14 protein-coding genes and 4 tRNA genes are annotated in these 21,070 nt (G+C 55.8%); 9 read left to right on the plus strand and 9 right to left on the minus strand.

What is annotated here, in order from left to right; all coding sequences use genetic code 11:
* Positions 1-24 precede the first annotated feature (24 nt).
* Both RY075_RS14745 and RY075_RS14750 read left to right on the plus strand, forming a co-directional pair.
* On the plus strand, positions 25-2,214 hold the full coding sequence (locus tag RY075_RS14745; RefSeq protein WP_003859533.1) for a TonB-dependent siderophore receptor: 2,190 nt from the start codon (positions 25-27) through the stop codon (positions 2,212-2,214).
* A gap of 167 nt (positions 2,215-2,381) precedes the next feature.
* A tRNA-Asn gene (locus tag RY075_RS14750) sits at positions 2,382-2,457 on the plus strand.
* Positions 2,458-2,556: 99 nt separating this feature from the next.
* On the opposite strand, the gene cbl is transcribed toward RY075_RS14750, so the two are convergent.
* Together cbl and nac are read right to left on the minus strand one after the other, a co-directional pair.
* The gene (gene cbl, locus RY075_RS14755) at positions 2,557-3,507 is read right to left on the minus strand and encodes an HTH-type transcriptional regulator Cbl (protein WP_063944315.1); all 951 of its coding nucleotides are present in this window, start codon (positions 3,505-3,507) and stop codon (positions 2,557-2,559) included.
* A gap of 96 nt (positions 3,508-3,603) precedes the next feature.
* Complete coding sequence (gene nac, locus RY075_RS14760) at positions 3,604-4,521, minus strand: nitrogen assimilation transcriptional regulator NAC (protein ID WP_003859531.1); 918 nt, start codon at positions 4,519-4,521, stop codon at positions 3,604-3,606.
* A gap of 320 nt (positions 4,522-4,841) precedes the next feature.
* Here nac and RY075_RS14765 point away from each other — a divergent pair.
* Positions 4,842-4,917: transfer RNA gene (locus tag RY075_RS14765), tRNA-Asn, on the plus strand.
* Positions 4,918-5,009: 92 nt separating this feature from the next.
* Here the strand turns inward: RY075_RS14765 and ldtA are convergent.
* The 3 genes from ldtA to RY075_RS14780 form a co-directional block, all read right to left on the minus strand.
* Complete coding sequence (gene ldtA, locus RY075_RS14770; protein ID WP_023324925.1) at positions 5,010-5,933, minus strand: L,D-transpeptidase; 924 nt, start codon at positions 5,931-5,933, stop codon at positions 5,010-5,012.
* Between the two features lie 62 nt (positions 5,934-5,995).
* Positions 5,996-8,689 (minus strand): cation-transporting P-type ATPase, encoded by a 2,694-nt coding sequence (locus tag RY075_RS14775; RefSeq protein ID WP_023324926.1) that lies wholly within the window; start codon positions 8,687-8,689, stop codon positions 5,996-5,998.
* Positions 8,690-8,736: 47 nt separating this feature from the next.
* Positions 8,737-9,168 (minus strand): universal stress protein, encoded by a 432-nt coding sequence (locus RY075_RS14780; protein ID WP_003859525.1) that lies wholly within the window; start codon positions 9,166-9,168, stop codon positions 8,737-8,739.
* Positions 9,169-9,640: 472 nt separating this feature from the next.
* On the opposite strand from RY075_RS14780, the gene RY075_RS14785 reads away from it, so the two are divergent.
* The 3 genes from RY075_RS14785 to RY075_RS14795 are packed head-to-tail and all read left to right on the plus strand — an operon-like array spanning position 9,641 to position 14,750.
* Positions 9,641-10,726 (plus strand): efflux RND transporter periplasmic adaptor subunit, encoded by a 1,086-nt coding sequence (locus RY075_RS14785; RefSeq protein ID WP_233132075.1) that lies wholly within the window; start codon positions 9,641-9,643, stop codon positions 10,724-10,726.
* Positions 10,726-13,788, plus strand: a complete 3,063-nt coding sequence (locus tag RY075_RS14790) for an efflux RND transporter permease subunit (RefSeq protein WP_233132074.1) — start codon at positions 10,726-10,728, stop codon at positions 13,786-13,788. The genes RY075_RS14785 and RY075_RS14790 overlap by 1 nt, the downstream gene beginning before the upstream one ends.
* Positions 13,785-14,750 carry an acyltransferase family protein gene (locus RY075_RS14795; protein WP_059294331.1) on the plus strand — a complete coding sequence of 322 codons (966 nt, stop codon included), beginning with the start codon at positions 13,785-13,787 and terminating at the stop codon, positions 14,748-14,750. The genes RY075_RS14790 and RY075_RS14795 overlap by 4 nt, the downstream gene beginning before the upstream one ends.
* Here RY075_RS14795 and pagP read toward each other — a convergent pair.
* The gene (pagP, locus tag RY075_RS14800) at positions 14,747-15,322 is read right to left on the minus strand and encodes a lipid IV(A) palmitoyltransferase PagP (protein WP_003859516.1); all 576 of its coding nucleotides are present in this window, start codon (positions 15,320-15,322) and stop codon (positions 14,747-14,749) included. The genes RY075_RS14795 and pagP overlap by 4 nt on opposite strands.
* A gap of 256 nt (positions 15,323-15,578) precedes the next feature.
* Here pagP and shiA point away from each other — a divergent pair, with 256 nt between their 5' ends.
* On the plus strand, positions 15,579-16,895 hold the full coding sequence (gene shiA, locus RY075_RS14805; RefSeq protein WP_017383305.1) for a shikimate transporter: 1,317 nt from the start codon (positions 15,579-15,581) through the stop codon (positions 16,893-16,895).
* Between the two features lie 76 nt (positions 16,896-16,971).
* Positions 16,972-18,426 carry an AMP nucleosidase gene (locus RY075_RS14810; protein WP_023324933.1) on the plus strand — a complete coding sequence of 485 codons (1,455 nt, stop codon included), beginning with the start codon at positions 16,972-16,974 and terminating at the stop codon, positions 18,424-18,426.
* A gap of 133 nt (positions 18,427-18,559) precedes the next feature.
* Here RY075_RS14810 and RY075_RS14815 read toward each other — a convergent pair.
* Positions 18,560-18,635 (minus strand) — tRNA-Asn (locus tag RY075_RS14815).
* A 103-nt stretch (positions 18,636-18,738) separates the two neighbouring features.
* Entirely contained in the window at positions 18,739-20,157 is a 1,419-nt protein-coding gene (gene emmdR / locus RY075_RS14820) for a multidrug efflux MATE transporter EmmdR (RefSeq protein ID WP_023314442.1), read from the minus strand.
* 226 nt (positions 20,158-20,383) lie between these two features.
* Between emmdR and RY075_RS14825 the strand changes: the two genes are divergently transcribed.
* Positions 20,384-20,459: transfer RNA gene (locus RY075_RS14825), tRNA-Asn, on the plus strand.
* A gap of 147 nt (positions 20,460-20,606) precedes the next feature.
* Here RY075_RS14825 and RY075_RS14830 read toward each other — a convergent pair.
* Entirely contained in the window at positions 20,607-20,942 is a 336-nt protein-coding gene (locus RY075_RS14830) for a DUF496 family protein (RefSeq protein ID WP_000450410.1), read from the minus strand.
* Positions 20,943-21,070: the final 128 nt, after the last annotated feature.

A 21,070-nucleotide genomic window follows, 5' to 3' on the forward strand; every position in this document is an offset into this window, starting at 1 on the left:
CACACATTCAGGATCAACATAACAATGAAACGTTCTCATCTTTGGGTTTTAAATCCGTGCTTGCTTGCCATGCTTTCTACCTCTGCGTGGGCAGAAGAACAAAAGGAAGAAGATATTGTGGTCTCCGCCAGCCGGGCACATCGCAGCGTGGCAGAGATGGCGCAAACCACCTGGGTTATTGAGCGGGCGGAAATTGAGCAGCAGGTTCAGGGCGGGAAAGAGATTAAAGACGTGCTGGCCCAGCTGATCCCCGGCATGGACGTCAGCAGCCAGGGACGTACCAACTACGGCATGAACCTGCGCGGTCGCTCCATGATGGTGATGGTGGACGGCGTACGTCTGAACTCGTCCCGCAGCGACAGCCGCCAGCTCGACTCTATCGATCCGTTCAACATTGACCGCATCGAAGTGATCTCCGGCGCCACCTCGCTGTACGGCGGCGGCAGTACCGGCGGGCTGGTGAACATCGTCACCAAAAAAGGCCAGCCGGAGACCGAAGTGGAGTTCCAGACCGGGGCAAAAAGCGGGTTTAACAGCCATAACGACCATGATGAGAACGTCTCCGCAGCCGTGAGCGGCGGCAATGACAACGCCTCTGGCCGTCTGTCGGTCTCCTATCAGCGCTACGGCGGCTGGTATGACGGCAACGGCGACGAGGTGATTATCGATAACACCCAGACCGGCTTGCAGTATTCCGACCGTATCGACGTGATGGGGACAGGCACCATCAACATCGACGATCATCAGCAGCTCCAGTTAACCACGCAGTACTACAAGAGCGAATCTGACGGCAAGCACGGCCTGTTCCTTGGGGAGAATTTCGCTGCGGTCACGGGCGATGCCAAAGCCTATAACAAAGACAACCTGAACTCTGACCGTATCCCGGGCACAGAGCGTCACCTGATCAACCTGCAATACTCGAACACCGATTTCTGGGGTCAGGATCTGGTTGCGCAGATTTACTACCGTGATGAGAGTCTGACCTACTACCCGTTCCCGACGCTGAGCAAAGGCGCGGTGACCAGCATTGGCGCGTCCCAGCAGAAAACCGATTTTTACGGCGGCAAGCTGACGCTGAACAGCAAGCCGATGGACGACCTGACCCTCACCTGGGGCGTGGATGCCGACCATGAAACGTTCGATGCCAACCAGCAGTTCTTCGACTTAAGCAAAGCGGCGGCGAGCGGCGGCATGGAGCTGGACAATGCCTACAACGTGGGCCGTTATCCGGGTTACAGCATTACCAACCTCGCGCCGTTCCTGCAAGCCAGCTATGACATTGACGCCATCACCCTGAGCGGCGGCGTGCGTTATCAGTACACCGAAAACAAGGTGGACGATTTTGTCGGTTACGCCCAGCAGCAGGCAATCGCCACGGGCAAAGCCACCTCCGCTGACGCGGTGCCGGGCGGGAAAACCGACTACAACAACTTCCTGTTTAACGCCGGGATCCTTGGACGTCTGACCGAACAGCAACAGCTGTGGTTTAACTTCTCCCAGGGCTTCGAGATCCCGGACCTGGCGAAGTACTACGGCTCCGGCACCTATCAGCTGGTCGATGGTCACTATCGTCTGCAAAACAGCGTCAATGTGAACGACTCAACGCTGGACGGGATTAAGGTCAATGCTTACGAGCTCGGCTGGCGCTTCACCGGCGATAACCTGCGTACCCAGGTGGCGGCATACTACTCGCTCTCGGATAAAACCATCACCATCAACAAGAGCGACATGACCATCAACCTGGAGGACGACAAACGTCGTATCTACGGGATTGAAGGCCAGGTGGATTATTTCTTCACCGACAGCGACTGGAGCACCGGGGCGAACTTTAACGCCATCAAGTCCGAAACGCGTGAAAACGGGAAATGGGAGAAGCTGACGGTCGACAGCGCCAGCCCGTCTAAAGCCAGCGCATGGGTCAACTGGGCGCCGGGCGACTGGACGCTACGCGTGCAGAGCACACAAACCTTTGACGTGTCTGACGCCGACGGTAAGAAGATTGATGGCTATAACACCGTTGATTTCCTGGGTAGCTACGCCCTGCCGGTGGGCAAAGTCAGCTTCAGCGTGGAGAACCTGCTGGACAAAGACTACACCACCGCCTGGGGCCAGCGCGCACCGGGGCTGTATAGCCCAACCTACGGCGCACCGGGTCTTTATACTTATAAAGGCCGTGGACGTACGTTTGGTCTGAATTACTCCGTTCTGTTCTGATCCTGCGCGCCGCCTGTCTGCGGGCGGCGCGATTTGCTGTGCAATTTGAAAGCAAATTTGCTATTAAATCATCGGTTTGCTGAAATTGTCGACAAACGAACAAAAACGGTGTTTTCCCCTTTGACAAGGCGCACGCAGGTCGATAATATGCGCCTCGTTCACACGATTCCTCTGTAGTTCAGTCGGTAGAACGGCGGACTGTTAATCCGTATGTCACTGGTTCGAGTCCAGTCAGAGGAGCCAAATTTGAAAAGCCTGCTTTTAAAGCAGGCTTTTTGCTTTTGTGGGTTCGGTAAATTTGCCGGGTGGCGGCTGCGCCTTACCCGGCCTACTGATTAGCTACTAAATCTGATAATCAATCGCCACCTCTTCCGGCTCCATCACCTGGCGTTTGATCTCATCCACCGACAGCCCCGCGTTGCATAGCTCAATAAAACGCCACACGTAGTTACGCTGAAGCTGCCCGCGCTTTAGCCCCAGCCAGACGGTATTCGCATCGAACAGATGACGCGTATCCAGACGCACCAGATTTCCGGCCTCATATTCTCCGCCAGACTGCTCGGCCACCAGGCCAATCCCCAGCCCTAACTCGACGTAGGTTTTGATCACGTCGGAATCCTGCGCGCTCAGCACCACGTCCGGCGTGAGCCCTTTACGCTTGAACGCTTCATCAATGCGCGAGCGCCCGGTAATGCCCTGCCGGTAGGTAATCAGCGGCCATTTGACGATCTCTTCCAGCGTCAACGGCGAAACCTGATTCAGCGGGTGATCGGCGGGTAACAGCAGGCTGTGGTGCCAGCGGAACCACGGGAACGCCACCAGCAGCGGGTCGTTGCTCAGCCGTTCACTGGCGATACCGATATCGGCTCCGCCGTTATGCAGCAGCACTTCGATTTCCTGCGGCGTGCCCTGGATCAGTTCGAGACGTACGTCCGGGAAGATCTCACGAAATGCTTTGATAACCGTCGGAAGACTGTAGCGCGCCTGCGTATGGGTGGTGGCGATAGTCAGCATACCGGAAGCGTCGTTGGTAAAGAGATCCGCCAGCCGGCGAACGTTGCTGGCCTCGTTGAGAATGCGCTCAGCGATGGTCAGCAATGCCTTGCCTGGCTCGGTCATACCCAGCAGGCGCTTGCCGCGACGGATAAAAATCTCAATGCCTAACTCCTCCTCCAGCTCGCGGATATGCCGGCTGACGCCCGACTGAGAGGTGTAAAGCATATTGGCGACTTCGGTCAGGTTGTAATCCCGCCTGGCCGCCTCACGAATAATTTTAAGTTGCTGGAAATTCACAATTCACTCCGGCGCATCTGACATAAGGCTATTGTTAGAGTCAGCCGGGCTGGAGAACAAATAATAAAAACCAGCATCTTATGCTTATTTGGCATATCAGCTGACCAGTTGCAGCTCGCGATTTTCCAGCGACGGCTTACTGACCAGAGACATCAGGATCTCTTTCACCGCCTGCGCCTGCGGTGACAGGGAGCCGCGCGCGGACATATTTAACGACAGCGGTAAGCTCATGGATGGCGTGGTGATACGGGCCATCCAGCCGTTTGCCGCGCTGCACAGTGAACGTGCGGCAGACTCGGGCAGAACCGTTACACCCATGCCGCTGGCAATGGCGGCAGTCAGCGTGGAGATGGAGTCGATCTCGCCGATGATCTTCGCCGTCAGACGGCGCAGCGAAAACGCTTCGTCAACGCGCACGCGCACGGCACTGTAGTCGCGCGGCAGAAACAGGTTCATCTCTGCCACAGCGGTTAAATCAATGCTCTGGCCAGGGCAATCACGGGTACCGACCAGATAAAGATCTTCCTTCAGCAGCGGCTGGCTGGTGATCCCGGCAACCGGGGAGCGATCGTACAGCACCGCCATATCCAGCTGACCGTTGAGCAGTTTGTCATTGAGCACGGAACCACTGTTCTCATGCAGATAAACCAGCACTTCCGGTAGCTCTGCTCGCACCGCCTGAAGCAGCGGCATGGTTACCGACGATGCGGCCGTTCCCGGCGCCAGCCCGATAGAGACATGGCCACTCAGGGTCTGACCCACATTGTGCACGGCCAGCTGCGCTTGTTCACACTGACGCAGGATCGTGCGGGCATGGGTATATAAAATTTTTCCCGCTTCGGTAGGCGTTACGCCGCGCTTGGTGCGGATCAACAGTTGCTGGTCCATTTCGCCTTCCAGAGTCGCGACCTGCTGGCTCAGCGCAGGCTGCGCGATATGCAGCACTTCAGCCGCCTGGGTCAGGCTGCCGATATCGACGATTTTTACGAAGTATTTCAGTCGTCTTAAGTTCATGTTGCCCCCTGTTCGAAAATAGCGTGCCGGTAACGGCTGTGTTGTTAAACAGGTTTTGCAATATGGATGCCAGTTTTTTGCAGCGGGTGTATGTCTCTGCTAAGCGGCTGAAAATAAGGAAAGCCAATCACTGATGCCTGTTTTGAGATGGGGACAACGGTTTCCGATCTGCCCCATTCGGGGTATATCTGCACAATAATGGTGCATTCCGTTGGCAAAAACGTCACTTTGCTGGTTTTGTCAGCAAACAGTCTAAAGTGGGCGATCCATCCTTTGACAAGGCGTACGGAGGTCGATAATATGCGCCCCGTTCACACGATTCCTCTGTAGTTCAGTCGGTAGAACGGCGGACTGTTAATCCGTATGTCACTGGTTCGAGTCCAGTCAGAGGAGCCAAATTTGAAAAGCCTGCTTTTAAAGCAGGCTTTTTACTTTTCTGCGTTCGGTAAGTTTGTCGGGTGGCGCTCCGCTTACCCGACCTACGGTACTCAAGGCCCGGCAAGCGAAGCGCTACCAGTCATAGCAAGCTTCACCGGCATCCCCGACCGCCGTTCCAGTTCAGCGCCCGCCCCTTCACTTATCAGCTGCGTCCTTTGTGCGGCTGAAATGGGCAGCGGCACCTTATTTGTCGATTCAAATTCCGCGCGATTGCGTGAAAGCGGCTCGTGAACCTCTACCCAACGGCTACCGTCCGGCTCCGTGGTCACTTTTACGGGCTGATCGATAAGCTGTACCCGCGTCCCCACCGAAACGTTATCGAACAGGTATTTGATATCGTTATTACGCAGGCGAATGCAGCCCTGGCTGACGCGCAGACCAATGCCGAAATTTGAGTTAGTACCGTGGATCGCGTACAGCCTGCCGATATAAAGGGCATACAGCCCCATCGGGTTATCCGGCCCGGCGGGAACGAACGCGGGCAACGTTTTCCCTTCCTTCGCGTAAGCGCGTCGCGTATTTGGCGTGGGTGACCAGGTTGGGCCTTCCTGTTTGCGCTCAACGGCGGTTACCCAGTTACGCGGCGTTTCGCGCCCGGCCTGACCGATGCCAATAGGCAGCACCTCAACCGTGTTGCTGCCGGGTGGATAATAGTAAAGCCGCATTTCCGCGACGTTCACCACAATTCCCTCACGCACCGTTGGCGGCAGAATAAGCTGCTGGGGTACCGCAAGCTGTGTTCCGGCTCGCGGTAAAAACGGATCCACCCCCGGGTTGGCTTCCAGCATATTGCTCAACCCCTGTCCGTGCTGCGCTGCAAACGCTTCGAGCGGCAGAGTATTGCCCTCAGGCACGGTGATGGTGATCGGCACCCCCACCAGGCGGCTGCCCTCGGGAGGGAGGGGGTAGGTTACAGCAGATGCAGCGGGAACCAGAATACCAAGCGTAAAAACGAACGAGGCAAATCGAATCATAGTGTTCTGTACTCAGTCAAAGAGAAAGCCTGCCGGTGGGCAGGCTTAGCCTGCTCATTCAGTCATCTTTTCGTCGTGCGCCATCTCCGGGTAAGGACTTTTTCTGCTTCAACAATCATGAACATCGCAAACCCAATCAGGAAGGTAATGATCCAGTAGCGGAACGGTAGCGCTTCGGTACCGAACAGCATTTGCATGAACGGCGCATAGATGATCAGAAGCTGAAGGGCCAGAAGTACGCCGCTCACGATCCATATCCCCTTATTAGCCAGCAGACCTTTACTCAGGGAGAAGCCGTCAGTGACGCGGCAGTTGAGCATGTAAAACCACTGGGCGGTGACCAGCGTTTGCAGCAACACGGTGCGGATGAACTCCGGCGAGTAGCCGCGAGGTTGCAGCCAGGCCTCCAGCACAAAGGCGCTGATGGCAATCATCAGGCCGACAAACACCACTCGCCAGATGGCATAACCGTCCATCACATGCAGGTTAGACTTACGCGGCGGCCGGTTCATGATGTCCTTCTCACCCGCTTCAAACGCCAGGCCAAACGACAGCGTTGCCGAGGTTGCCATGTTCATCCACAGGATCAGTACCGGTGTTAACGGGATCAGGTTCCCCGCCAGCAGGGCAATAATGATCAGCAGGGCCTGGGCGATGTTGCTCGGGATAACGAACAAAATGGTCTTTTTCAGGTTGTCGTAGACCCGACGCCCTTCATGGACCGCCCGGGCAATGGTGGCAAAGTTATCATCCGTTAACACCATATCGGCGGCTTCTTTGGTGACTTCAGTACCTTTGATCCCCATCGCGATGCCGACATCCGCCCGCTTCAGCGCAGGCGCATCGTTCACCCCGTCCCCGGTCATTCCGACCACTTCCTGCTTACTTTGCAGCGCCTGCACCAGGCGGAATTTATCTTCCGGGCTGGTTCGGGCAAAGATATCGTATTTTTGCGCCGCCTCGCTCAGCTGGTGGTCGTCCATCGCTTCCAGCTCGCGCCCGGTAATGGCGCTCGCCGCGTTGCCAATACCCAGCATCTGTCCAATGCTCATCGCCGTTTGTGGATGATCCCCGGTAATCATTTTCACGCGAATGCCCGCCTGCAAGCAGTCGGCAATGGCCGAAATGGCTTCCGGGCGCGGGGGATCCATCATGCCCGCAATGCCGAGCAGTATGACCCCCTCTTGCAGATCCGCATGCGTCAGCTCGCGCTGCCCGCTGGCGGCCGGTTTCCAGGCCGCAGCCACCATGCGCAATCCCTCGCGCGCATACTCTTCAATCTTCTCTTCCCAATAGTGCAGGTTGAACGGCTCCAGCCCGTTTTGGGTCTGCTGGTGCTGGCAAAGACGGAAAAGGACGTCCGGCGCACCGGTGATTAACATCACCTCTTCGTCGCCCAGGCGATAAAGGGTGGACATGTATTTATATTGCGAATCGAATGGGATTTTACTGCGCAATTCGGCGTCAATTGTCGGAAGCGGGATTTTGGCCGCCAGCACCTTCAGCGCGCCTTCAGTGGGCCCGCCGGTGATTTTCCACAGCCCCTGCTCATCTTTGATCAGCTGGCTGTCATTACAGAGATCGACGGTGCGCAGATAGCGCTCAAGCACAGACCCCTGGGTCACGGTGACCGGTGTTGGATCGTCAACAGGGTGAATAGCGCCCACCGGTTCGTAACTGTCTCCCTCGACGCGGTAGGTGGTGTCCGCGGTAATCACCGCTTTTACCGTCATCTCATTCATGGTCAGGGTGCCGGTTTTATCCGAGCAGATAACCGTCATCGCCCCCAGCGTTTCCACGGTAGGCAGCTTGCGAATAATCGCCTTGCGACGCGCCATCGCCTGCACGCCCAGCGAGAGGATGATCGAGATAATGGCCGGTAATCCTTCCGGCACCGCCGCCACCGCAAGGCTAATCAGCGACAGCACCAGCTCTGAAACGGGCATATCGCGGAAGATGAGGCTGAAAACGAACAGCGCCAGCATCATCACCAGAATGGTGATAAAAATGGTCTTGCCGAGCTTGTCCATTTGCACCATCAACGGGGTACGGTGTTTTTCAATGTCTGACATCATCTGGTTGATATGGCCGAGTTCGGTCTCCCCACCGGTTGCCACCACCAGCCCTTTTCCCCCGCCGGAGCTGACGGTGGTGCCCGAATACAGCAGATTGTAACGGTCACCTAACGGGAGTTCGCCGCTGAGCACATCGCTGCTTTTCTCCACTACCGTGGATTCGCCGGTGAGAATAGCTTCTTCCACCCGCAGGTTGTGCGCCTCTATCACGCGAAGATCGGCAGGAATGCGATCCCCGGCGCGTATCACCACGATATCTCCGGGCACCAGCGCTGTCGTCGGGATAGTTTCATGGTTGCCCTGCCGGATGACCACAGCCTCGCTGGAGAGCATATTACGAATGCTTTGCAGCGATTTCTCCGCATTGCTCTCCTGAATATGGCCAATCAGGGCGTTAATGATAGCCACCCCAAGAATGACAAACATATCCACCCAGTGTCCCATTATCAGCTTCAGCAGCGCCGCCGCCAGAAGGACGTAAATAAGGACATCGTTGAAATGGGCCAGAAAGCGCAGCCAGCCGGGTTTACCCGGTTTTTGCGGTAAGGCGTTTTCGCCGTATTTTTCCAGCCTGGCGGTCGCTTCTGTACTGCTGAGTCCGTCGAGGCTGGATTGGATATTTGTCAGGGTTTCATCAACGGTCTGTTGATAATACGGGCGGTGAGGCTTTTCTGTTATCATCGTTCCTTCCTCGGGTTCTTTTCAGAAATCACCTTGCTTTCATGTCATTAACGAATAACGAAAACAGGAACATGCGCATAACGAACGATACTCGCCGCCTCTGACCCTAATAAATGGGTTTGAATATTGGGATTACGCGATCCCACAATAATCGCACCGACGTTAAGTTCATCCGCCAGTTTGATTACCTCATCACGTATATTCCCGCTGCGAACATGCAGATGGACATTTGCTTCCGGCAGGTTGATTTTTTTTACCAGCGCAGCCAGTTTTTCTTTAGCATTATTAATCATATATTCATCCATCTTTCTCGCGTCTGCAATAAAACCGCGGGTCAGTTCCGCCGAGAACTTTGGCATAACGTACAGCAGATGGACATTACCCGATGCGCTTTGCGCCAGGAATTGGGCATGCTGTAGCGCTTTATCAGACAACGCTGTTTCGTATACATCCACCGGCACCAGAATCGTTTTATACATATCAAGCATCCTTTTTATAACCAACACAACAGTGAGTGAATCAGGAGAGATCGCATCAACCCCATGGGTACAGGCGTGAATGCCTTTTACGGAAAAAAGGAATGGATGCTATTAAACGTAGCACAGGAATATCAGGATGTTATTCAAAGGGGATACGCTATCGTAACGCTTGTTTCGCCTGAGTATGTCACGCCACTAATAATGGTTATTTAACATTTATTTATTCACCGACTATGCTCATAGTCAGGCATGCAACACGTTCATTCTCTTTATCCCGCGCCACCTTCAACCTCATGGAGGAATGCATGTACGGTTTAAGCCTGATTCGCCTTGGTTTGTTTATTGCGCTCGCCATTATCGCCAGCACAGCAATCGGTTTATTTACCTATGTGGTCGTCTCGGCCCTGGCAGAATAGCGCCACCCCAGCATTGATGACGAAATAAATAAAACAATTATTATCAGGGGAATACTGTGAAGCGCTACCTCTCTCTTCTGCCTGTTGTTTTATTGCTGCTGACGGCGTGCGATCCGAAATCCGACCGCGCCGCGCCCCTGCCGAAAATGGTAAAAGTCGCAGAGGTGGTGAAGGCTGGCAACGCGCAGCAGCGCGTCTTTCCCGCCCGTATCGAATCCGGCGACGCCACGGATCTTGCGTTCAAACGTGCCGGGCAGATTGAGACCCTGGACATTCGCCAGGGTGTCGTTGTCAAACAGGGGCAACGGCTCGCCAGTCTTAACGATCGCGAAGCCCGGCAGCGTCTGAACGACAGGCAAACGGCGGCGACCCTGGCTCAGCGGCAATTCGACCGCTTCCAGACCCTGGCAGGACGCCAGGCCGTGTCGAAGGCCGAGATGGATGTCCAGCGCGCAAACCGCGATTCTGCAAACGCCGCGCTTCAGATTGCACGCGAAGAATTGAGTCAGATGACGCTCGTCGCCCCCTTTAGCGGGACAGCGGCCAGCGTACATGTGCGAAATCATCAGGTCGTCTCAGCCGGCCAGCCCGTCGTCACATTGACCCGTACCGATCTGCTGGACGTGGTGTTCAGCCTTCCAGAGAACCTGTTTAACACCTTCGATATCCGCAATGCGCAGTACAAACCGGTAGTGAGGATCAACGCCCTGCCCGGTCGCGAGTTTACCGCTGTGTACAAAGAGCACTCAGGCAGTAGCGACAGCAACACTTTGACCTGGCAGATAATTTTAACCATGCCCCGCCCGGATGATTTTCCCGTCGTGGGCGGCGTCAGCGGAACGGTCACCATCAATTTAACCAACCTACCGGCGGGCGTGGGCAGTGAGGCGCTGGTGGTGCCGGTTGAAGCGGTCTTTAACCCGGATAACCGCCCGCGCAATGAGCCACACGTCTGGGTGGTGACGGGCGAAGGCGATACGTTGCACCTTGAAGATCGTAAGGTCAGCGTGGGACAAGTCAGCGCTGAGGGGGTCATCATCGTCGGTGGGCTTAAGGCGGGTGAACGCGTGGTGGCCGCAGGCGTTGGGGAGTTACATCCCAACCAGCCGGTACGTATCTGGACGCGTGAACGGGGACTGTAATGGATATCTCTCGTCAGTTTATCAGCAACCCGGTTCGCGTCTGGCTGACGATTTTGCTGCTGGGCGTAGGCGGCATTATTGCCCTGTTGAACATCGGCAGACTGGAAGATCCGGCGTTTACCATCAAAACGGCGGTGGTGATCACCCATTATCCGGGCGCGTCGGCGCAGCAGGTTGAGGAAGAGGTCACCCTGCCGCTGGAAAACGCGCTTCAGCAATTACCTTACCTGGATAACGTCAGCTCCATCTCCTCCAGCGGCCTGTCGCAGATCACGGTCAATATAGCCTCGCGCTACCACTCAAATGCGCTGCCGCAAATCTGGGATGAACTGCGTCGCCGGGTGGGAGATGCCGCCCGACAGTTTCCACCCGGCGTAGTGACCCCGTTTGTGAATGACGATTTTGGCGATGTGTTCGGCTTTTTCTTTGCCATTTCCGGCGATGAATTCAGCAATCCGGAACTGGTCCGGTATGCCGAGCAGCTGCGCCGGGAGTTGGTCCTCGTGCCAGGCGTGGGCAAAGTGGCCATCGGCGGAGCCCTCACCCAGCAGATTAACGTGGATATTTCTCTGAGCAAAATGGCCGCGCGCGGGATAACGCTGAACCAGCTTTCTGCCCAGCTCAGCAGGCTGAACGTGGTCTCCAGCGCGGGAGAGATCCCCTCCGGTACTGAGTCAATTCGTCTGCATCCTACCGGTGAATTCGAAAGTATTGACGAGCTGGCCGATCTCATCGTGACCCCGCCGGGCGTTGGGGCGGCTACCCGCTTACGGGATATTGCCACCCTGTCACGCGGGCTGGATGCCTCCCCTGCCAGCATCTACCATGCCAACGGCAGAAAAGCCGTCACCATGGGCGTCTCCTTTATCCCCGGCGTTAACGTGATCGACGTGGGAGATGCCCTGGAGGCGAAGCTTGAGCAGATGTCAGCCGAGAAACCGGCAGGTATCCACATCGACCTGTTTTACGATCAGGCGGCGGAGGTCGGGCATTCCGTCAACGGATTTATCATTAATTTCCTGATGGCGCTGGCGATTGTCGTCGGTGTGTTGCTGATCTTTATGGGCTTACGCAGCGGGATCATTATCGCCTTTTCCCTCGCGCTTAATGTGCTGGGTACGCTGCTGATCATGTATCTCTGGGGTATTGAACTACAGCGCATTTCACTGGGCGCGCTGATCATCGCCCTCAGCATGCTGGTCGACAATGCCATTGTTATTGTCGAAGGGGTACTGATAGCCCGGCAGCAGGGCTCGTCCCTGATGAACGCCATTAGCAACATTATTCGCCGTTCTGCGCTGCCGCTGCTGGGTGCGACGGTGATCGCCATCCTGGCCTTTGCGCCCGTCGGGCTGTCGCAGGACTCTACCGGCGAATACTGTAAGTCGCTGTTTCAGGTTCTGCTGATTTCGCTCATGCTGAGCTGGTTCTCTGCCCTCACCATTACACCGGTGCTGATCAAATGGTGGCTGTTTAAACGGGACGCTGCGCCGCCAGAGGCTGACGAAACGGATCCCTATGACAAACGCATCTATCGGATCTATCAGGCGGTGCTCAACGCGCTGTTACGGCGTAAAGCGCCAACGCTGGTGGTGATGGCCGCACTGCTGGCAGCCGCCATCTGGGGCTTTGGCTCGGTGCGGCAGAACTTCTTCCCCTCCTCCAGCACGCCGATTTTCTTTGTCGACCTCTGGCTCCCTTACGGTACCGACATTAAATGGACCGAGAAGATGACCAGTGATATCGAGAAAACCATTAACGGCCAGCCTGGCGTGGAAACCACGGTCTCGACGATTGGTCAGGGAAGTATGCGATTTATTTTGACCTACAGCGGACAGCGGCAGTACAGCAACTATGCGCAAATCATGGTGAGAATGGACGACCAGCGTAACATCCCCGCCCTGACCCGCCACGTTGATGAGTACATCGCCCGGAACTATCCGCAGGTTAACGCCAGCACGAAGCGGGTGATGTTTGGCCCCTCCGGCGACAGCGCTATTGAAGTGCGTATTAAAGGCCCCGATCCCGACAGGCTGCGTCTGATCGCCAGCCAGGTAGACAACATTCTTACGCGCGATCCGGCGACGGACAGCGTCAGGAACGACTGGCAAAACCGCAGCAAAGTGATCCGCCCGCAGTACGTCACCGCGCTCGGACGTGAGCTTGGCGTGGATAAGCAGGACGTCGATAACGCACTGGAGATGAATTTCTCCGGCAGCCGGGCAGGCCTGTACAGAGAAGGAAGCGATCTGTTACCCGTGGTGGTGCGCCCGCCGGAAAGCGAGCGGCTGGACGCCAACCACCTGAACAACGTCCTGGTCTGGAGCCAGACCCGGCAGCAGTATATTCCGCTGAGCAACGTCGTCAGCGGCTTCGCGCTGGAGTGGGAAGATCCGCTGATCCTGCGTCGCGACCGCTCGCGCGTGCTGACCGTGCAGACCGACCCTGACCCGTTGAGCCAGCAAACGTCCGGCGATATTCTCGCCCGCGTGAAGCCGCAAATAGATGCCCTGCCCCTGCCCCACGGCTACAGTATTGAGTGGGGCGGGGACGCGGAGAATTCCAGCGAAGCGCAGAAGGGGCTATTTACCACGCTGCCGATCGGGTATCTGGTGATGTTTGTGATCACGGTGCTGATGTTCAGTTCGGTGAAAAACGCCGTCGCTATCTGGCTGACCGTGCCGCTGGCGCTGATCGGCGTGACGCCGGGGTTTTTAATTACCGGCATCCCCTTTGGCTTTATGGCGTTGATTGGCCTGCTGAGCCTGAGCGGGATGCTGATCCGCAACGGCATTGTGCTGGTGGAAGAGATAGAACAGCAGAAAGCGCAGCAGGATCAGCACAGTGCGATCGTTTACGCCGCCACGTCGCGCCTGCGTCCCATCCTCCTCACCGCCTTTACGACCGTACTCGGCCTCGCCCCTCTGCTGCTGGATGTGTTCTTCCAGAGCATGGCCGTTGTGATTATGTTTGGGCTTGGGTTTGCTACAATCCTGACGCTGCTGGTACTCCCCGTAATTTACGCGTGTTTCCATCGTAAGGACGAAGCTGAACAACAATGAATGCGACAGGGCTGAACATCATCAAGACGCTGGGCTGTATGACGGCGGTGACCTTCTTCACCATCTACAATACCTGGGATCGGTACGATTATGACTATCACTGGATCCTCGGCTTTTTAACGTTTATCTCGACCATTGCCACGCCGCTGTTTTTTGTGGTTGCAGGGTATCTGGACGGGCAATCCCGACACGGCACGCGCTGGCAGCTGGATAAGATCAAACGCCTGGTGATCGTCTTTCTGTTCTGGGTAACGATTTACTACCTGTGGGAACCCTATCAGCGCGGATATCTGATCCAGCCCTGGTTCGTGTTCGCGTTTATCGTGATTTACACGTTTCACCCGGTGGTGGAGCGGCTCAGCCAGCGACGAATGCTCTTTTGCGGGGTGATTGCCGCCCTGCTGCTTTTTTCTTACGGGTACGATTTGCTGTCGGCCCTCTATCCTGATGCCCACGTCCTTTCATTGTCGCCGCAGTATCGCCTGTGGACGTGGCTGCTGTTTTATCTGACAGGCCAGCTCTTTTGCGATCCGCAGATCGCGGCGTGGATCGGCCGCAAAAACGTGGTCGGGGCCGCGGTGATTGCGATACCGTTTATCTATCTCTTCACATGGTTTTACGAACGGCACTTCTTTTTTGCGCTATTTAAAGCAGACAGAAACGCCTTTATCCTCACCGGATCGCAAATTTACATTCTGATTATTGCCCTGGTGATTGCGGCAAATGGCGTGCGGTTTCGCCGCAATGCGGAGTTTAAAGAGTCCGTGCTGGCCGCCATTAGCAAAACGATGACCGGGGTCTATATCATGCACTACTCGGTGTTTCACCTGCTGACCGCGCTCATTCCGGTGACGTCCCTCAGCACCAAACTTGTTCTGATTGTGCTTACCTTTGTTACGTCGGTCCTGTTTTCGCTGCTGATCCTGTCCAACGCAGTGGCCAAAAAAGTGATCACCCTCTAAAAGCCCAGGCGCAGCCAGGCAAACAGCACGTTGCCGTTGTTGTAGGTCCCGGGAATATACGTGAACTGGACGGTGACACGCTTATATCCGGCAGAGAAAAGCGGGAAGATAAACGGCAGCGGGACATAGTTGGCAAAGTCGTCGCGCGCGGTGATCCCCGCGGCGGCCCCGAGCCCCAGACGGAAATCTTTTGCGTTATCCAGATACCACCCCTTCTCCCAGCCGTAACCCATCGCGGGCTGCCACTCGTTGTGGGAATCTTTAAACATCATGGCAAACAGCGCGCTCCAGTTGCCCTCGTCGTTGTAGCGAGACACGCCCAGCCCCCCGCCCCACGGCATTTCGTTGTAATTATCCGTTTTCTCTTTGTCATACATGAAGCGTGCATGCCAGCTCAAAAACGGAAGGTAGAGATCGTAACGATCCGGCTGTTCCCAGGTTTGCGCAATATCGTCCGTTACTGCATCCCACCAGCGATGAATACGCTGTTCGCCATAGACTTTCGGCTCCGCATGCAGCGGAGATACGACTAAAAACAGGACTACCCACAGTGCAGGAAAGAGGCGTTGCATCGTTATTCCCTCAGCTTACGTCACACAGCGATCATTATTACTGTAAACCATTCAGCCCTAACCGGAGCCAAACAGGCTGATTTATGTTGTCGCCCGATAAGATGAAATTTATTTATTCTGCGCTTTCAGGAAAGATAAAAACGTTTTCTCAGGCCGCGTGTCGCGGTAGTCTCATACGTTCCGCCAATATGACGGCCGTGATGTGAGTAACCTTTCCTTATACCAATAATTAAAAATCAGTACAGACAGGACAACTATGGACTCCACCCTTATCTCCGCTCGCCGCAACGAGGAGACACCCTCGCTTAACCGCGCCCGCCGCGCCGCTTTAGGTAGCTTCGCAGGCGCCGTCGTCGACTGGTATGACTTTCTGCTCTACGGTATTACCGCTGCGCTGGTCTTTAACCGTGAATTCTTTCCCCAGATCAGCCCCGCCATGGGTACGCTTGCTGCGTTTGCCACCTTCGGTGTCGGTTTTCTGTTTCGTCCGCTGGGCGGGATAATTTTCGGCCACTTCGGCGATCGCCTTGGCCGGAAACGTATGCTGATGCTCACCGTGTGGATGATGGGTATTGCCACCGCGCTAATCGGTATTTTGCCCTCCTTTGCATCGATTGGCTGGTGGGCCCCGGTGTTGCTGGTGACGCTGCGCGCCATTCAGGGCTTTGCCGTTGGCGGCGAATGGGGCGGTGCGGCATTGCTGTCCGTGGAAAGCGCGCCGAAGAACAAGAAAGCGTTCTACAGCAGCGGCGTGCAGGTAGGTTATGGCGTGGGTCTGCTGCTCTCCACGGGCCTGGTGTCGCTAATAAGCCAGCTCACGACAGACGAGCAGTTCCTGAGCTGGGGCTGGCGTATTCCGTTTATCTTCAGCATTGTGCTGGTCGTGGTGGCCCTGTGGATCCGTAACGGCATGGAAGAGTCGGCTGAGTTTGAGCGGCAGCAGCGCGAAAAACCGGTCGCCAAAAAACGGCTGCCAGTGATGGAAGCGCTGGTGCAGCACCCTGGCGCTTTTCTGAAAATTATCGCCCTGCGCCTGTGCGAACTGCTGACGATGTATATCGTCACCGCCTTTGCCCTCAACTATTCCACGCAAAACCTCGGCCTTCCGCGGGAATTGTTCCTGAATATTGGCCTGGTGGTGGGCGGGATCAGCTGCCTGACCATCCCCTGCTTCGCCTGGCTGGCGGATCGCTTTGGCCGTCGACGGGTGTATATCACCGGGGCGCTCATAGGCACACTTAGCGCCTGGCCGTTCTTTATGGCCCTGGAGGCACAGTCGGTCTTCTGGATTGTCTTCTTCGCGATCATGCTTGCGAACATCGCTCACGATATGGTGGTCTGCGTGCAGCAGCCGATGTTTACCGAGCTGTTTGGCGCAAGCTACCGCTACAGCGGCGCGGGCGTGGGATATCAGGTGGCGAGCGTGGTCGGCGGCGGGTTTACGCCGTTTATCGCCGCCGCGCTGGTGACGTTCTCCGGCGGTAACTGGCATAGCGTGGCGATTTATCTGCTGGCGGGTTGCCTGCTTTCTGCTGCCACCGCCCTGTTGATGAAGGAAACCGCGCACAGCTGATCTCCTCACTTTTGTTTCACAGGCGTGTGACATACTATCGGGTATAGCCGCACACCTGTGGAACAAGGAGACAGACATGAATAATAAGGGCTCCAGCCTGACCCCGGCTCAGGCACTGGAAAAACTCGACGCGCTGTATGAACAGTCCGTCAATGCACTGCGCAGCGCCATCAGTGACTATATCGAAACAGGGAAACTTCCCGATGAAAAGGCCAGAACCCAGGGCCTTTTTGTTTATCCATCGCTCTCTGTCACCTGGGACGGCAGCGCCAGCAGTAATCCGAAAACCCGCGCCTATGCGCGTTTCACCCACTCCGGCTGTTACAGCACAACCATCACGCGACCTGCGCTGTTCCGCCCGTACCTGGAAGAGCAGCTTACCCTGCTGTATCAGGATTACGGCGCGCATATCAGCGTTGAGCCGTCCCTGCACGAGATCCCTTACCCGTACGTGATAGACGGCTCAGCGCTGACGCTGGATCGCTCCATGAGCGCAGGGCTGACCCGTCATTTCCCGACCACTGAGCTGTCGCAGATTGGCGATGAGACGGCGGACGGGATCTATCACCCGGCAGAGTTTTCACCGCTGTCGCACTTTGATGCCCGCCGTGTCGATTTCTCGCTGGCACGCCTGCGCCACTACACCGGCACGCCAGCCGAACATTTCCAGCCGTTCGTGCTGTTTACCAACTACACCCGCTATGTAGACGAATTTGTCCGCTGGGGCTGTAGCCAGATCCTCGACCCGGACAGCCCTTACGTCGCCCTCTCCTGCGCGGGCGGGATCTGGATCACCGCCGAAACCGAAGCACCGGAAGAGGCCATCTCCGACCTGGCGTGGAAAAAGCACCAGATGCCAGCCTGGCACCTGATCACCGCCGACGGTCAGGGCATTACGCTGATTAACATCGGCGTTGGCCCGTCGAATGCGAAAACCATCTGCGACCATCTGGCGGTATTGCGCCCGGACGTCTGGCTGATGATCGGCCACTGCGGCGGCCTGCGTGAAAGCCAGCTGATTGGCGATTACGTCCTCGCCCACGCTTATCTGCGTGACGACCATGTTCTTGACGCGGTTCTGCCGCCGGATATTCCTATCCCGAGTATCGCGGAAGTGCAGCGCGCCCTGTACGACGCCACCAAAGAGGTGAGCGGCATGCCGGGTGAAGAGGTGAAGCAGCGCCTGCGTACCGGTACGGTCGTCACCACCGACGATCGTAACTGGGAGCTGCGCTATTCCGCCTCCGCCCTGCGTTTCAATCTTAGCCGTGCGGTCGCAATCGATATGGAAAGCGCCACCATTGCCGCGCAGGGCTACCGCTTCCGCGTCCCTTACGGCACGCTACTGTGCGTGTCCGATAAACCGCTGCACGGCGAGATCAAACTGCCGGGCCAGGCGAACCGTTTTTACGAAGGGGCGATCTCAGAGCACCTTCAGATTGGTATTCGCGCCATCGATTTACTGCGTGCAGAGGGCGACAAACTGCATTCCCGCAAGCTGCGCACCTTCAATGAGCCACCGTTCCGCTGATAACAAGGACACATCACGCATACCACTCACCCGGCCTGGGATTTCGTAGGTCGGGTAAGGCGAAGCCGCCACCCGACAATTTCACGAACGCAGAAAAGCAAAAAGCCTGCTTTAAAAGCAGGCTTTTTAAATTTGGCTCCTCTGACTGGACTCGAACCAGTGACATACGGATTAACAGTCCGCCGTTCTACCGACTGAACTACAGAGGAATCGTGTGAACGGGGCGCATATTATCGATGCGCCCTGAGGATGTCAAAGGGTGAATGCAGATTTTCAATCGTTTGCCGATTTATTCTCCACTTCGCACATTTGTCAGGCACTTGTCGTTTCCGAAACCTCCTGCTCCGGTTTTTTTCGCGGATATTTCCACAGCCAGCGCCCGCTCACCATGCGCCAGTAGAACAGCGCGCCGCGCACGGCCCAGTCAAGGAACATCCCCAGCCAGACGCCGACAACGCCCATACCTAACATCACCCCCAGCGTGTAGCCCGCCACGACGCGACAGCCCCACATGCCGAGCATGGAGACCCACATCGCAAACCGGGCATCGCGCGCCCCTTTCAGCCCGGCAGGAAGTACCCAGGACGCGGCCCAGATTGGCATAAACGCCGCGTTGAGCCAAATGAGCACCTTCACGACCTCTTTCACGTCATTTTCATGCGTATAGAACGAGGCCATCAGCCCGGCAAAAGGCGCAGTTCCCCACGCAATCGCCGTCAGCCCAATGGTTGAAAGCCAGAAGACATGCCGAAGCTGCCGTTCCGCCTGCCCTATCTGCCCCTTTCCGAGACGTCTGCCGGTGATGATCGTCGACGCCGACCCCAGCGCGTTTCCCGGCAGGTTAATGAGTGAGGCAATGGAGAAGGCAATAAAGTTGCCGGCGATGACGTCTGTTCCCATCCCGGCAACAAACATCTGCGTCAGCAGTTTCCCGCCGTTAAACAACACGGATTCGATGCTGGCCGGAATCCCGATCCCCATCACTTCCCAGATAATGGCGAAGTTAAGCGGACGGAAATAACTTTTCAGCGTCAGGCGCAGCGATGGCGTAATTCCCGCCATCAGTACGCCAATTATCGCTGCCGCACCAATATAACGGGAAATGGTCAGCCCTAAACCCGCGCCGACAAAGCCCAGCCCCTCCCAGGAAAAGACGCCATAAATCAAAACGCTGCTGATAATGATGTTCAGGATGTTCATGCCGCCATTGATCAGCAGCGGAATTTTGGTATTCCCTGCTCCACGAAGCGCACCGCTACCAATCAGCGCGATGGCAGCCGCCGGATAACTCAGCACCGTCATTTCCAGGTAGGTGAGAGCCAGATCCTTCACCTCACTGGTCGCTTCTCCCGCGACAAAGTCGATAATTTCTTTGCCGTAATAATGGATAACCGCCGCAAGGATGATCGAAAAGAGGGTCATGATCATCAGCGACTGTCTGGCCGCTTCGCGGGCACGCTTCGGATCGAGCTTACCCAGGCTAAACGCCACCACCACCGTCGTACCGAGATCGATAGCGGCAAAGAAGGACATCACCACCATATTGAAACTGTCCGCCAGCCCTACCCCGGCCATAGCTTCTTTACCGAGCCAGCTCACCAGGAATGTGCTCAGCACGCCCATCAACAGGACGCAGGTATTCTCCAGGAAAATAGGCACAGCAAGGGGGGTGATTTCACGCCAGAAGAGAACTCGATAACTTTTACGTTTTGCATACCAGGGCGTGCGCATAATCGCCTGGCGTAGGGGTGCGGTGACGTTCAAAATGGACCTTAGCGAGAAAGTTGAAACTCCATTTCAAATGATGGGGCAGAAATGCGTATCCTGCAAAGTATTTTCCATAAAATTATGTTTGGATTTACAACAAAATGACGACAGAATCATCAAACAAACGCTTTTGCCTGAGATCAGGTTTGACAAAAGTTTTTTCGCCGCTAAGATAAGCCTCCACAACGATTCCTCTGTAGTTCAGTCGGTAGAACGGCGGACTGTTAATCCGTATGTCACTGGTTCGAGTCCAGTCAGAGGAGCCAAATTTAAAAAGCCTGCTTTTAGAGCAGGCTTTTTGCTTTTTTGCGTTCGGTAAAATTGTCGGGTGGCGGCTTCGCCTTACCCGACCTACGTGATAACAGTCCTGTAGGCCCGGTAAGCGCAGCGCCACCGGGCAACAGAGTGTGCGATTACTCGCCTTTCGCGTCGACGTTTTTGATTTCGCCCATCACTTTCAGCTTCTTGGAGATGTCGCGACGCTCTTTGGACAGCTCAGCGTTTTTGATGATGTAGTCATCAACGCGATCTTCATAATCGCTCTTCATGCTGGCGATGATGCCCTGAATAGCTTCAACGCTCATACCTGGCTTGATGTAGTCGCTCAGGTTGTCCAGCAGCAGGACACGTTTCTGGTTGTCACGGATCTTCTTCTCTACGTCCTGGATTTCGCGCTGTAGCTTGTTTTTGCGGCGGAACAGGCGGACGAACTCCAGAACATCCTGGAACGAAGGCTTGGTAGTTTCCATTTTTACACCCCTGATAATGTGAGATTCGGATTCGTTAAAGCAACCGTTTTAACAGACAGCGGCTGCGAATGACAATGAGTATATCGTTTAAAACCATCATAACCCTAATTGTTGCTGAATCGAAGCAG

Origin of the sequence: Enterobacter sp. JJBC, assembly GCF_036936505.1 — a bacterium.
GTDB lineage: Bacteria > Pseudomonadota > Gammaproteobacteria > Enterobacterales > Enterobacteriaceae > Enterobacter > Enterobacter hormaechei_C.

Excerpts from the sequence above, each read along its gene's own strand:
- RY075_RS14745 (WP_003859533.1), top strand. The coding sequence starts at position 25 with ATGAAACGTTCTCATCTTTGGGTTTTAAATCCGTGCTTGCTTGCCATG.
- nac (WP_003859531.1), bottom strand. The coding sequence starts at position 4,521 with ATGAACTTAAGACGACTGAAATACTTCGTAAAAATCGTCGATATCGGC.
- ldtA (WP_023324925.1), bottom strand. The coding sequence starts at position 5,933 with ATGATTCGATTTGCCTCGTTCGTTTTTACGCTTGGTATTCTGGTTCCC.
- RY075_RS14775 (WP_023324926.1), bottom strand. The coding sequence starts at position 8,689 with ATGATAACAGAAAAGCCTCACCGCCCGTATTATCAACAGACCGTTGAT.
- RY075_RS14780 (WP_003859525.1), bottom strand. The coding sequence starts at position 9,168 with ATGTATAAAACGATTCTGGTGCCGGTGGATGTATACGAAACAGCGTTG.
- RY075_RS14790 (WP_233132074.1), top strand. The coding sequence starts at position 10,726 with ATGGATATCTCTCGTCAGTTTATCAGCAACCCGGTTCGCGTCTGGCTG.
- RY075_RS14795 (WP_059294331.1), top strand. The coding sequence starts at position 13,785 with ATGAATGCGACAGGGCTGAACATCATCAAGACGCTGGGCTGTATGACG.
- pagP (WP_003859516.1), bottom strand. The coding sequence starts at position 15,322 with ATGCAACGCCTCTTTCCTGCACTGTGGGTAGTCCTGTTTTTAGTCGTA.
- shiA (WP_017383305.1), top strand. The coding sequence starts at position 15,579 with ATGGACTCCACCCTTATCTCCGCTCGCCGCAACGAGGAGACACCCTCG.
- RY075_RS14810 (WP_023324933.1), top strand. The coding sequence starts at position 16,972 with ATGAATAATAAGGGCTCCAGCCTGACCCCGGCTCAGGCACTGGAAAAA.
- emmdR (WP_023314442.1), bottom strand. The coding sequence starts at position 20,157 with ATGCGCACGCCCTGGTATGCAAAACGTAAAAGTTATCGAGTTCTCTTC.
- RY075_RS14830 (WP_000450410.1), bottom strand. The coding sequence starts at position 20,942 with ATGGAAACTACCAAGCCTTCGTTCCAGGATGTTCTGGAGTTCGTCCGC.